General features: G+C 33.6%; 11 protein-coding genes. 9 read left to right on the forward strand and 2 right to left on the reverse strand.

Going from position 1 to position 13,872, the window contains the following annotated elements:
• Positions 1-152 precede the first annotated feature (152 nt).
• Entirely contained in the window at positions 153-1,079 is a 927-nt protein-coding gene (gene argF / locus GM3708_RS08475) for an ornithine carbamoyltransferase (protein ID WP_066345579.1), read from the reverse strand.
• Between the two features lie 292 nt (positions 1,080-1,371).
• Here argF and rimP point away from each other — a divergent pair, with 292 nt between their 5' ends.
• The 5 genes from rimP to GM3708_RS08500 all read left to right on the forward strand — a co-directional run bounded on the left by rimP (position 1,372) and on the right by GM3708_RS08500 (position 8,326).
• Entirely contained in the window at positions 1,372-1,842 is a 471-nt protein-coding gene (gene rimP, locus GM3708_RS08480) for a ribosome maturation factor RimP (RefSeq protein WP_066345580.1), read from the forward strand.
• A 49-nt stretch (positions 1,843-1,891) separates the two neighbouring features.
• The gene (nusA, locus tag GM3708_RS08485; RefSeq protein ID WP_066345582.1) at positions 1,892-3,040 is read left to right on the forward strand and encodes a transcription termination factor NusA; all 1,149 of its coding nucleotides are present in this window, start codon (positions 1,892-1,894) and stop codon (positions 3,038-3,040) included.
• Complete coding sequence (locus tag GM3708_RS08490; RefSeq protein WP_066345584.1) at positions 3,024-3,305, forward strand: YlxR family protein; 282 nt, start codon at positions 3,024-3,026, stop codon at positions 3,303-3,305. The genes nusA and GM3708_RS08490 overlap by 17 nt, the downstream gene beginning before the upstream one ends.
• Before the next feature lie 211 nt (positions 3,306-3,516).
• On the forward strand, positions 3,517-6,525 hold the full coding sequence (infB, locus tag GM3708_RS08495) for a translation initiation factor IF-2 (RefSeq protein WP_066345586.1): 3,009 nt from the start codon (positions 3,517-3,519) through the stop codon (positions 6,523-6,525).
• Between the two features lie 169 nt (positions 6,526-6,694).
• Complete coding sequence (locus GM3708_RS08500; RefSeq protein ID WP_066345588.1) at positions 6,695-8,326, forward strand: CocE/NonD family hydrolase; 1,632 nt, start codon at positions 6,695-6,697, stop codon at positions 8,324-8,326.
• Positions 8,327-8,618: 292 nt separating this feature from the next.
• On the opposite strand, the gene pstS is transcribed toward GM3708_RS08500, so the two are convergent.
• Positions 8,619-9,647, reverse strand: coding sequence for a phosphate ABC transporter substrate-binding protein PstS (gene pstS / locus GM3708_RS08505; protein ID WP_066345591.1), 1,029 nt, complete (start codon positions 9,645-9,647; stop codon positions 8,619-8,621).
• A gap of 335 nt (positions 9,648-9,982) precedes the next feature.
• Between pstS and GM3708_RS08510 the strand changes: the two genes are divergently transcribed.
• The 4 genes from GM3708_RS08510 to GM3708_RS19300 all read left to right on the forward strand — a co-directional run bounded on the left by GM3708_RS08510 (position 9,983) and on the right by GM3708_RS19300 (position 13,859).
• Positions 9,983-10,786 carry an A24 family peptidase gene (locus tag GM3708_RS08510; protein ID WP_066345593.1) on the forward strand — a complete coding sequence of 268 codons (804 nt, stop codon included), beginning with the start codon at positions 9,983-9,985 and terminating at the stop codon, positions 10,784-10,786.
• 84 nt (positions 10,787-10,870) lie between these two features.
• Positions 10,871-12,211: a gluconeogenesis factor YvcK family protein gene (gene yvcK / locus GM3708_RS08515; RefSeq protein WP_066345594.1), complete on the forward strand. Its 1,341-nt coding sequence runs from the start codon at positions 10,871-10,873 to the stop codon at positions 12,209-12,211.
• Between the two features lie 59 nt (positions 12,212-12,270).
• Positions 12,271-13,395: a ParA family protein gene (locus tag GM3708_RS19695; RefSeq protein WP_066345595.1), complete on the forward strand. Its 1,125-nt coding sequence runs from the start codon at positions 12,271-12,273 to the stop codon at positions 13,393-13,395.
• Between the two features lie 92 nt (positions 13,396-13,487).
• Complete coding sequence (locus GM3708_RS19300) at positions 13,488-13,859, forward strand: hypothetical protein (protein ID WP_231933031.1); 372 nt, start codon at positions 13,488-13,490, stop codon at positions 13,857-13,859.
• The last annotated feature ends 13 nt before the right edge of the window (positions 13,860-13,872 follow it).

Raw genomic sequence — 13,872 nt, forward strand, 5'->3', positions numbered from 1 at the left:
TGGACAAGTAGAATGGAAGAAAACCTCTCAATATTCGATGCACTTTTGAGAGAACTTTATTAATTCACAAGAGATACAATCTTCATGTCTGCCTGTCTTCCAAGTCAGTTCTTATTAATAATTTTACATTGAACTCAGCTTACAAATTAACTTTACGTATCAGTTAAGCCTAACAAACAAGCCATTAAAGCCTTTTGTGCGTGCATTCTATTCTCCGCTTGATCCCATATACGAGATTGTTTACCTTCCATTACTTCCGTTGTAATCTCTTTTTCTCGATAGGCAGGAAGACAATGAAGAATGATTGCCGAATCATCAGCAAGGTTAACTAATTCTTGGTTTATTTGATAAGATTGAAAAATAGGAATTCTTTGAGCAGTTTCTTCTTCTTGCCCCATACTTGCCCATACATCAGTATATAAAACTTGAGCATTTTCTGAGGCGGCTTTAGCATCATTGGTAATTGTAACTTGTTCAGGTCTGGTGGCTAAGGATTGAGCTTGTTTGACAATATCAAGATTGGGTAAATAACCTTCAGGGGTAGCGATGCGCACATTCATCCCCATTAAAACACCTCCGAGTAAAAGAGAATGAGCTACATTATTACCATCTCCTAAATAAGTCATGGTGATACCTTCTAAAGTGCCAAAAGATTCTTGAATAGTTTGTAAATCTGCTAGAATTTGGCATGGATGCTCTAAATCTGTCAAAGCGTTGATAATAGGAATATTGCTATAGTCAGCAAAAGTTTGTATATCCTCTTGGGCAAAGGTACGAATGGCGAGTATATCCAGATAACGATCTAATACTCTAGCTGTATCTTCCAAAGGTTCTCCTCTACCTACTTGAGTACGACTAGGATTTAAGTCAATAACGTTACCACCCAATTGGTACATTGCCACGCTAAAAGATACACGAGTGCGGGTAGAGGCTTTATAAAATAACAATCCTAAGGTTTTATTGTAGTTAAATTTTTCTTTGCTACCTTTTAAATCCGCCGCTAAATTCAAAACTGTATTGATTTCTTCTTGGTTTAAGTCAGCGATACTTAATAAATCTCTACCTGTTAAATTACTCATAAATTAAAGATTACTTCTCGAATAATTTTCATATCTTAACCCAGATTCATAATCCATAAATTAACCGTTATGGAAATTTTATGCTATGATATTAATCAACTAAAACTCTACGTTTTCATGATCTTTACCATTAAGTTAAACTATTCAGATCATCTCAACGTCATAGAATTTATGCGAAAAAGCATCTGAAACAGTGAAATAGGGAATTAGTGACAATACCATCGACAGAGTGGGTACAACCCGCTTTTTTTATTGCTTTTTATCATTATTCTATTGACTTTTTATCCAATTTATGAATCATCCCCTGATCCCCAGCATCACAGAAATAGCTAAATCGATAGCCCAAGATTTAAACCTCGAAATAGTCAATTTGGTATTTCAAACCAACAAAAATCCTCCACTATTAAGGATTGATATTCGCAATTTATCAGGGGAGACCAGTCTTGATGATTGTGAAAAATTTAGTCGTTTATTAGAAGAAAATCTTGATGCAAAAGACATCATTCCTTCGGCTTATATGTTAGAAATTTCAAGTCCGGGAATTGGCGAAAACTTGACTAGCGACAGGGAATTTATTAGTTTTAAAGGTTTTCCTGTGATTGTTGAAACTAATATAGAGTATAAAAAACACACTCAATGGCATGGAAACCTACAAAGTAGAGATGAAAAAGCAATACATATCAACTGTAAAGGCAAAATGGTAGCTATTCCTAGAGAAATTGTCACAAAAGTTCAACTAGAGAATAACCAAGAAAAAGACTAAAAAAATTAATTATTAATTATCAACTATTCACTATAAATTATTAACTATTATGAGTATCGTTAAATTACCGGGTTTAAAAATGCTGATTGAAGAAATCAGTAAAAGTCATAACTTACCAGAAAATTCTGTGAAAGAAGCCTTGAGAGAGGCACTATTTAAAGGTTATGAGCGTTTTCGTCGTTCAAAACAGACCAATTCTCATCCTTTTGGAGATGACTATTTCGATAATTTTAGACTAGAGCTTGATGTCGAAGAAGAAGGATTCAGAGTTTTAGCACTGAAAATGGTTACGGAATCAGTACAAGAACCTGACCATCAAATTTCCTTAGATGAGGTACAAGAGTTCAATGACGAAGTACAGCTTGGAAACGAAGTTTTAGTTGATGTAACTCCTGAACAAAAAGACTTTGGACGTATGGCGGCTATACAAACTAAACAGGTATTGCAACAAAAATTAAAAGATCAACAAAGGGCTATTATTCAAGAGGAATTTAAAGAATTAGAAGGGACAGTTTTACAAGCAAAGGTACTTCGTTTTGAACGTCAATCTGTGATTATGACTCTTCAAAGTGCCCATGGAAGACCAGAAGTTGAAGCTGAATTACCCCATCATGAACAGATTGCCAGTGATAATTACCGTGCAAATGCTAGTTTTAAGGTTTATCTCAAAAAAGTCCGAGAAGGCTCTCAAAGAGGACCTCAACTGCTGGTATCTCGTGCTGATGCTGGTTTAGTCGTTTATCTTTTTGATAATGAAGTCCCTGAATTTGAAGAAGGAGTTGTCCGAATTGTGGCGATCGCCAGAGAAGCAAATCCTCATAATCGTTCTGTGAATGCTCGAACAAAAATTGCGGTGGATACCTTAGAAAGAGACGTTGATCCAGTGGGAGCGTGTATTGGAGCAAGGGGATCACGTATTCAAGCAGTGGTAAATGAACTTAAAGGCGAAAAAATAGACGTAATTCGTTGGTCACCTGATCCAGCTACTTATATTGCTAACTCTTTAAGTCCAGCTCAAATTGATCTGGTAAAATTAATTAATCCAGAAGAAAAACAATCTTTGGTCATCGTACCAGATAATCATTTAAGTTTAGCTATCGGTAAAGAAGGGCAAAATGTTCGTCTTGCAGCACGGTTGACAGGTTGGAAAATTGACATCAAATCAAAGTCAAAATACGCTGATGAAGAATCTGAATAAACAAAAAAATTATCGACGCTGTATCAGTTGTCATAAAGTCGGAGAGCGAAAAGAATTTTTGCGTATTGTCAGAGTTTATCCAGAGCAAAAAGTTTCTTTAGATCAGGGTATGGGAAGATCTGCTTATATTTGTCCTCAAGCTCAATGTTTGAATTTAGCTCAAAAAAAAAAGCGTTTACCGAGGGCTTTAAAAACGGATATTCCCCTAGAAATTTATGAAAGACTTTGGCAAAAACTAGAATATCAAGAAAAAATGGACAAGTAGAAGAAAAAATATTAGTTATTAATTGTTCATTATTAATTATTCATTGTTACTCACTTTTTCAGAAAAATTATCATAATAGTAGATATTGATCAATAGGATTATAAAAATAACCAAAGCCTATTGAACAGTTAATTATTAAATTTAATATTTAAGATCTAATTAAAATTTACCAAAAACGGTTATAATATAGTACACTTAGGGCAATTTGTGGATGAAAAACGGAAAAGTAAGAATATACGATTTATCAAAAGAGCTTGCGTTAGATAATAAGGACGTATTAGATATATGTGCCAAATTATCCATTGATGTGAAAAATCATAGTAGTACCATCACTGAATCTCAAGCTCAGAATATAAAAGAAGCAGCCAAAAACTATCATATGACATCTGCCAATAACCAAGTCAAAAAAAATATCAGTAAAGAATCAAAAAATCCTCCTGCGTCAGACTTGAAACCAAAAAATAAAAAACCCGAAATACTAGCTATATATTCTAGTAACAATACTGAAACATCAACCTTGGAGAACCCAAAGGAAAATCTTACCCTTTTAACTCCTCCCCGTCCTCAGATGCCCTCATCTTCTGGGGAAAATGCTTCTGTAAAAGTAACACCATCAGTATCTAGTCCAGAAAAAGAACTCAAAGGATCACCCCCACGACCTCAAATAAGTGGAAATAAACCAGCAACTAAGTCAATTCCTATCACTCATATTGATAAATCAAAGAGTAATGAGAATAAATTATCAGTGGAAATTCCTGAGAAAAACTCTGCTTCTAATGAGGATGATAAAAGACCAAAACCAAAAATTAATAATAAAAATAAAACTAATCCTCCTCGTCGTTCAAAAAATGGTCAACCTCGAAAGGAAGGAAATGAAACCATTGAAGTTATAGATCAAGAACCAACCATAAAACCTGTTAAAAAACCTTTAACCTCTAAGGAGGAAAATTTTACAGGCATTGAAAATAAAGCAACTCCAAAACCAAAATTACACAGACCTCCTCAACGACCTGCGGCTATTATTGAAACAGATTTGGATGTTGATGATGATTTGGAAGAAAAGTCTCTCACTCCAGATGATGATTTTGAATCAGAACCCATCTTACTAGAAAAACCCACAAGAGCGAAACAAAAACCGAAAAAACCTTTAAATAAAGGCGAAGAAGCTACTTGGGAAGATGATGATGATTCTAAAGAAAGTAAGAAAACCGTTAAAAAACGTCGCTCTTTAGTTATTGATGACGATGATGATGATTTAGATGATCTCTTAGATGATGATCTTGATGAGAGTCTTAGTCTAGCTTTAGCTCGTCCCGAAAAACTCGCTAGTGAGCAACCAAAAGCACCAGAAAAAAGTCGTGCGCCGAGAAGACAAAAACCAAAATTAGATAAAACTGATTTTAAAGCAGATAAAAAACTAAAATCAGATAAGCAAGAATTACCAGAATTTATTATTCTCAAACAAAATCCTACTTTAAGGGATTTAGCTGAATTACTCAATACCCCTGATACAGAAATCATTAAGTTACTTTTCTTTAAAGGTATTGCGGTTAATATTACTGAAACTCTCGATCTCGAAATTGCAAAAATTGTTGCCTCTGATTTGGGTGTCGAAGTAATCACGGAAGAGGAAAAAGCCAGTGCTGCCAAAACCGAGATGATTATGGAAACAGATTTGGACAAATTACAAAATCGTCCTCCTGTTGTCACTATCATGGGTCACGTGGATCATGGTAAAACTACCTTGTTGGATTCCATTAGAAACACAAAAGTTGTACAAGGAGAAGCTGGGGGAATTACTCAGCATATTGGTGCATATCATGTGGATGTGGAACATGAAGGCAAAACTCAACAAATTGTATTCTTAGATACTCCCGGTCATGAAGCCTTTACTGCAATGCGTGCAAGGGGAGCAAAAGTTACAGATATAGCTGTTTTAGTGGTAGCGGCTGATGATGGTGTCAGACCTCAAACGAAAGAAGCCATTAGTCATGCAAGGGCTGCAAAAGTTCCGATTGTCGTTGCTATCAATAAAGTTGATAAACCTGACGCAAATCCTGATCGTGTTAAACAAGAATTAGTGGATTTACAGTTAGTGCCTGAAGATTGGGGCGGTGATACCGTTATGGTTCCTGTCAGTGCTTTAAATGGTCAAAATTTAGATACTCTCTTAGAAATGATCGTTTTAGTGTCAGAAATGGAACAACTTTCTGCTAACCCCGATCGTCTAGCTAAAGGTACAGTAATCGAGGCGCACTTAGATCGTGCGAGAGGTCCTGTTGCTACTTTATTAGTTCAAAATGGAACTTTAAGAGTTGGGGATGTTATCGTTGCTGGTTCAGTGTCAGGTAAGATTAGAGCAATGATTGATGATCGTGGAGATAAAGTCGAAGCAGCTACTCCTTCTTTTGCTGTAGAAATTCTCGGTCTAAATGAAGTTCCTGCGGCTGGAGATGAATTTGATGTTTATAAAAATGAGAAAGAAGCTAAAGCTATCGCTGAAAGTCGTGCATCAGATCAAAGAGATACTCGCTTACAACAGGCTATGTCTTCTCGTCGGGTCACATTAAGTACTTTATCAGCTCAAGCACAACAAGGAGAATTAAAAGAACTTAATTTAATCCTCAAAGCAGATGTACAAGGCTCTGTAGAAGCGATTTTAGGGTCTTTGAAACAATTACCCCAAAAAGAGGTTCAAATTCGAGTATTACTATCTAATGCTGGAGAAATCACAGAAACTGATGTGGACTTAGCGGCGGCTAGTGGTGCAGTAATCATCGGATTTAATACGACTTTAGCTCCTAATGCTCGACAAGCCGCTGAACAAGAAGGAGTTGATATTCGGGAATATAATGTAATTTATAAATTGCTTGATGAAATTGAAGGAGCAATGGAAGGATTACTTGATCCTGAAGAAGTAGAAGAAAGTCTTGGTACTGCTCAAGTAAGAGCTGTCTTTGCCGTGGGTAAAGGTGCTGTCGCTGGTTGTTATGTGACTTCAGGAAAAGTGGTTAGAAATCGCTTAATTCGAGTGTTACGTAATGGTAAAGTTGTTTATAGTGGCAATTTAGATTCTCTTCGTCGTGTTAAAGATGATGTAAAAGAAGTTGCTTCTGGTTTTGAATGCGGTATTGCTATCAATAAATTTAGTGATTGGCAAGATGGTGATCAAATTGAAGCTTACGAAATGGTATTTAAACGTCGAACTTTAACTCAATAGACTTTTTGTAAAAGTTAGACATTGATGTACAAGACAATTAACAGTTAACTTGTCTCTTTTTAAAATCAAAAGTTGAGAAATAGTAAGGGTTAATAATATTTCACCCTTACTATAAAAAAGTATAGGATGTTGGCTACTTTTATTCAAAAACCCAACATTTTTAATTCCTATGTTAGAAATAATCAAAAAAACTGCCTCAATGGTGACTCGTGACGGCATTAAGTTAACTGCTGATATTTATCGCCCCGTCATTACCGAAAAGTTACCTGTTTTATTGATGCGTCAACCCTATGGAAAAGCGATCGCTTCAACGGTAGTTTATGCACATCCAAAATGGTATGCCCGTCAAGGCTATATTGTTGTGGTTCAAGATGTAAGAGGTAGAGGGGATTCGGAGGGAGAGTTTCAGTTATTTGAAACAGAAATTGAAGATGGTTATGATACTCTTGATTGGGTGTCAAATTTAGAAGGCTGTAATGGCAAAATCGGGATGTATGGTTTTTCTTACCAAGGAATGACTCAGCTATATTGTGCCATTAGTCAACATTCGGCATTAAAAACTATTTGCCCTGCGATGATTGCCTATGATTTATACTCAGATTGGGCTTATGAAAATGACGCTTTTTGTTATGAATTAAATTTAGCTTGGGCGATACAATTAGCCGCAGAAACTGCACGATTAAAAAATGATTTAACCGCTTATAAAATACTTTATTTAGCCAGTCGTAATTTACCTGTTAATGATATTCCTATTATTTTGGAAGAGGTTTTAAGAAAATATTGTCCTAGTAATTTTTATTATCAATGGTTAAGTCATTCTAAAAATAGTAATTATTGGCTTAATTTATCTCCAAAAACTTATTTTGATAATATTGATTTACCAATGCTTCATATTGGTGGTTGGTTCGATACTTATTTACGAGGTACATTAAATCTATATCATGAAATGAATCAAAAAAGTGAGTTTCAACAACGTTTAATTATTGGTCCATGGAGTCATCTTCCTTGGGGAAATACTTTAGGAGATCGCTATTATACTCAAGAAGCAAATAACAATATTAATGAATTACAAATACTTTGGTTCAATAAATATTTAAAAGGTATAGAAAATAATAATTTATCCAACAAAAATATTCAAATATTTCAAATGGGGGGGGATAAGTGGCTCTATTTAGATAATTATGATAGAAAAAAAGAAATCAAATTTTATTTAAAAAGTACAGGTTTAGCTAATATAACAGATAATAATGGTAAATTAATTGTTAATAATAGTAATAATTTTAATATACAAGAAGATATAATTATTCATGATTTTTGGCGTTCACCTCCAAGTTTAGGCGGACATAATAGCATATTAGCAGGAAGTTTTGATAGAAGTAAATTAGATAATCGTAGTGATATTTTGACTTACACTTCAGATTTTTTAACAGAAGATTTAGAGATAATGAGAGATGTGGAATTAATAATTTATGCAACAGCAGATAGCAAAACCTTTGATTTATCGGCTGTGATTTCTCAAGTATTTCCTGATGGAAAAGTTTATAATTTTAGTCAAGGTTATATCAAAATAACTGATCATGATGTAAATAAAGTAATCAAATTTAATTTACAATCAACCTGTATTAAAATTCAAAAAAATACAGCTATTCGATTAAGTATTAGTTGTGCAAGTTTTCCTTCTTATTCTGTTAATATAGGAGAAATTGATAGTAATCATCATAATTTAGCTTTAGACAGAAAACCAATTACTATTAATATTTTTTCAGGAAAAGATAATCCTTCAGCTGTGTCTTTTTTCTAAAAAAATTGGATAAACAAAGAATTTATCTCAATAAAACCTCAGTTTAATATAAAAAATAATGAAGATCAACACAGGTAGCAGGGTGTTTTCAAAGTCGGGGTGAGTTTTTTTTATTCTTACCCCAATCCCTCTCCCATAGGGCGAAGAGAGTTTTTGTAATCATTAATTTATCAATCAAAAAAACAGACTAAAAATGCTTTAAGATTTAGTTTTTAATGATCGCACAGTAATACTTTATAAGCACCATAAAAGGAAAACGAAAACACCCTATGGAATTTAACTCGTCAATAATTTAACTAATGCTATTAATCGCAGTAGTTACTTTTTTAATTACGTTATCTGGTAAAGGAATATAACCTAAATCTGAGCTGAATTTTTGTCCCCCAGATTTACTTACTGCCCAATTTAAAACTTGTTTTAAGGCTTGAGCTTTTTTCGCATCAGGATACTTTTTATAGGCTAAAATCCAACTAAAAGATACAATGGGATAAGAGCGATCGCCAGTAGGATCGGGTGCAAATCCTCTTAAGTTAGCTGGTAATTGGATCTGAGATAATGAGACTGCGGAATTTTGGGGAGATGGAGGAACAAATTTACCAGCTTTATTTTGTAATTGAGCTGTTTTTAATCCATTTTTTTTTGCAAAACCATACTCAATATAACCGATAGCACCATCAGTTTGTTGAATCTGAGCCGTAATCCCTTCGTTACCTTTTGCACCAATACCTTTAGGCCACTGAACTGTAGTACCTTCACCTACTTTGCTTTTCCATTCACTACTGATAGCCGCTAAATGTTTTGTGAATACTCCAGTAGTACCAGAACCATCAGAGCGATAGATTACTTTAATGGGTTTACTTTTAGGAGAACCAATTTGATTCCAATTAGTAATTTTGCCTAAGAAAATATCTGCTAATTGTTGACGAGTAAGTTTAACAGTAGTAACATCTTTGTTGTTAAAAGCTAAAACTACACTTCCTGCGGTAACGGGTAAAAGTAACGCACCTCTGGAAACTTTAGCGATTTCGTCATCTTTCATGGCTACATCACTAGCACCAAAATCAACAGTATTTCCGATAAATTGTTTAATACCAGCACCACTACCTACAGATTGATAGTTAACTTGTGTGTTTTTGTTAATTTTATTATATTCTACGAACCAACGTTGATATAAAGGAGCAGGAAAACTAGCCCCTGCACCATTAATCCTAATAGCTTGAGCTGATGCAGATTCAAAAGGTAATTGACTAGCAATTATACTTCCCGATAAACCAGCTAAACCATACAAAAAATCTCTTCTTTTAATGTTAAAATCAGTCATTTGATCGATTACTATAATGAACTATTTACAGCTTAAATTCTAAAACAAATTGTGATTATTTAAACTATTTTAATCATAAAAAATTTTACATTTATTTTTAATAGGACAATTATGACGTTTTTAGAATTTTAATGTCTTTTTAAACACTTTTTATTGGATAATAGTTAAGAATAGGTTAAGATAAATTAAACATTAAGAAATTTTATTTTTTAGTCTTTTAATTTCTAATTTCTAATTCCAGCAAATCAGTATTAAATAATGAAAATATTGATCATAAAATTCAAACTGGATAGCTGATAACTGATAGCTAAAAAATTCCGAATCTCTAATTATTTATGGCTAATTTTTTGATTTACTTAATTATTTTTGGTTGGGGTGCGTGTATTGGTAGTTTTCTCAATGTGGTAATTTATCGTTTACCAGCTAAAATTTCTTTAATCAATCCTCCTTCAAGATGTCCAAAATGTTTTCATCCTCTTGGTAAAACTGAAAATATTCCCGTTATAGGTTGGTTATGGTTGAGAGGTGAGTGTCGTTGGTGTCATACTCCTATTTCTCCTCGTTATCCTTTGATTGAAGCAATGACAGGATTATTTTTTGCTTTAGTATTCCATCAATTTGGTTTTACATGGTTAAGTGTCGGCTATGTCATTTTTCTAAGTTGGTTGATTGCTTTAGCTTTAATTGATATGGATACGATGACTTTACCTAATTCTCTCACTCAGTCAGGATTAATTATGGGGGTGATTTGGCAAACATGGCTTGGTTTTACTGTTGGTGGTATTAACACTGCTTCTGTTTACTTATTTATCAGTATTTTAAGTGCAGTAATTGGTATTTGGTTGTTTGATACTATTCGTTTTATCGGTAGTTTTGTGTTGGGCAAACCTGCTATGGGAGGTGGCGATCCTAAGTTGACAGCAATGATAGGATCATGGTTAGGATGGCAAGGTGTTTTAATAACTGGTTTTCTTGCCTGTGTTTATGGCACGATTATCGGTTTTGGTGCGATCGCATTAAAATTATTGGAGAAAGGAAAACCCATGCCCTTTGGACCTTTTTTAGTATTAGGAGCAATTACAGCAATATTTTTAGGAGATTTTTTATTATCTAGTTATCTTGAATACATAGGATTTTAGGGATATTAGGTAATTCCTCATGGTTTTCACCATTGTTGACTATAATCTATTAGGAGTAAGGAATTAATATGTTATACCAATTCTATGATTAGTAATCGTAACGGTCGAAAAAAAGTTAATCATTTATATAAGTGGTTATCACCCGGTATCCTCGTTAAACGCTGGTTATTGACTAGCATGATTGGCATTTTATTGACGGTTTTAGGTTTAGCTATTTGGACTAAATTAACTCCTATTTATCGTTTTCTTGATTTTATCATTGCTCTTCTGAATAAGATAACAAATAATTTTCCTAGTAATATTTCAGGACCGTTAGTCTTAATTTTTGGTTTATTTTTATTATATTGGGGACAAACTCGTACTTTTGGTTCAATAACAGAGGTTTTAAAACCTAATAGTGATGAGGATTTAATCGAGGTTTTGTGGAATTATCGTCGTTTAAATCGTGGTACAAAAGTCGTTGCTATTGGTGGTGGTACTGGTTTATCAACTTTGTTGCGAGGAATTAAAGATTATAGTGCTAATATTACTGCCATTGTGACTGTCGCTGATGATGGTGGCTCTTCCGGAAGAATACGCAGAGAAATGGGGATGTTACCACCCGGAGATATTCGTAATTGTATTGCTTCTTTGGCTGATGAAGAAAAATTATTGACGGAGTTATTTCAATATCGTTTTACCGCAGGAGAAGGTTTAAATGGTCATAGTTTTGGTAATTTATTTTTAACAGCCTTGAATGATATTACTGGAAGTTTAGAAGGAGCAATCGATGCTAGTTCAAAAGTATTGGCTGTTAGGGGAAAAGTTCTTCCTTCAACTTTATCTGACGTAACTTTATGGGCAAGATTTGCCGATGGAAAAATTGTGGAAGGAGAGTCAAATATTCCTGAAGTTAGAGGAAAAATCATTGAATTGGGCTGTCATCCTCAAAATCCTCCTGCTACTCCAGCAGTAATCAAAGCTATTCAACAAGCACAATATATCATTTTAGGTCCTGGTAGTTTATACACTAGTATTATTCCTAATTTACTTATCCCTGAAATTCGTGAGGCGATCGCACAAAGTTCTGCACCTAAAATTTATGTATGTAATATTATGACCCAAAAAGGGGAAACCGATGGTTATACCGTCAGTGATCATATTCGTGCCATCGATCAAGTTTGTGGTGGTAAAATATTTGATGCTGTATTAGTACAAGGGCGATCGCCTTCGGAAGATATATTGAAAAAATATGCCCAAAAAGAATGTCATCCTGTGTACCTTGATAGAGAAGAAGTTACAAAATTAGGAAGAAGAATAGTACAAGGAAATGTGATGAGTCAAAATTCAGAGGATGGTTATGTGCGTCACAATTCTCAATTGTTAGGAAAAACTTTATTTAGATGGTATAGTAACACACCTAAATCAAAATTCTTCAAATTTTAGTGATATAATTGTAAAAGATGTTAATACTTGACTTTTAGTATTGTTAAAATAAATCTTTCATGAATACCACAAGTAACCTCAGTAAAGTGTTATCAAATATTCCAGCTAATGCTAGTGAAGCAGTTATCGCTTTAAATTTTGCCTCTTTTTTATTAAATGCGTTGGGATTTGAAGATCAAGAAATTTATCCACAATATCCTGATGGTAATGGAAAATTGGTTGATCGAGCCGCAAGAAAAACGATTGGGGATGATATTTTTTTATTTACTAAATCAAATCCTTATTTTTTACTAGAATTAAAAGGAAAAGATATTAATTTAGCCCAAGGAAGTTCTCAATATCATAGTACGGTAAAACAACTAAAACAATATCTTCTTGCCCCTAACTGTCGTCAAGCACAATGGGGAATGATTACTAATTCAACTCATATCCAATTATTTCGCCGTCACGGGAAGGTTATTTTCCCCGCTTCTGAATGTATAAATCTTGAAGAAGGAAATATTGATAAGATAATCGCTAATTTTCGTCGTCAAATTGAAAAACCGCATCAAGCCTTAACCATAACTGTTTATAACAATAAAGGTGGTGTTGGTAAAACTACCACAAGTGTTAACATGGCGGCAGCTTTAACTTTAAAGAGAAAAAAGGTGTTAGTTATCGATTTTGATCCTAATCAGCAAGATTTAACTACTTCTTTAGGTTTACCATTATCTCAAGGCAATGTATTTGAGGCACTAACAAAAAAAGATGTCAGCTTAGAAAAATCGATCCAAACTTATTCTTTTAAGTTTAAAGGTAACGGTTTAAAAGTCCATTTTGATGTGATTCCTGCCGATAAGATTTTAGCAGAGACTGGAGATAAAGATTTATATCAAAACAGTTATCAATTAGGTTCACAAATACTATCTGAAAAATTACTACCATTTAAAAATAAATATGACTATATTATTATTGACGCTCCTCCTAATTGGCGATTTTTTAGTAAATTAGCTGTGTATGCTGGTGATGTTATTTTAATTCCCACAAAACATAATAATCTTTTTTCTATAGAAAATGCTGTGACGGCTATTACGAAGTTTATCCCTGAAATGCAGAAAGAAAAAAAGAATGGCACTCCGATGGCATTACCAATTTTTTTTAATGGTGAAAAAACGACTGTGCTTGCCCTGAGGGGGCGACAATGAAGGTAAACAGACGATGGCATAAGAGATTGAAGCTGGTAATCTGGATAAAAATAAGATGTTTTTAGTTTTTATATTAATTACTATAGAAAAAGATGTTTCAACTTCCCCAATTTTATCAGGAGTATTTAAAAAAACAGTTTAATTTACCTCAATATTTAACTCTTTGTCTTTTAGTTAATTTACTTCAAAATCTTAAAACTGTTAGGTTAGAAGAAATGGCAAAACTTTTTCCTTATCCGATTAAATTAAGAAGTAGAATTAAAAAGTTACAAAGATTTTTAAGTCTGAAAAATTGGAAAGTTGAAACCATATGGTTTCCGATTTTAAAATCATGGATTATGAACCAATGGGAATCAAACAAAGTAATTTATTTAGTCATTGATAGAACACAGTGGCAAAACATTAATATATTGATGGTAAGTTTAGTTCATCATCAAGGAGCTATCCCTGTATATTTTATCTGATTAAATAAAAAAG

Origin of the sequence: Geminocystis sp. NIES-3708 (genome assembly GCF_001548095.1) — a bacterium.
Taxonomy (GTDB): Bacteria; Cyanobacteriota; Cyanobacteriia; order Cyanobacteriales; family Cyanobacteriaceae; genus Geminocystis.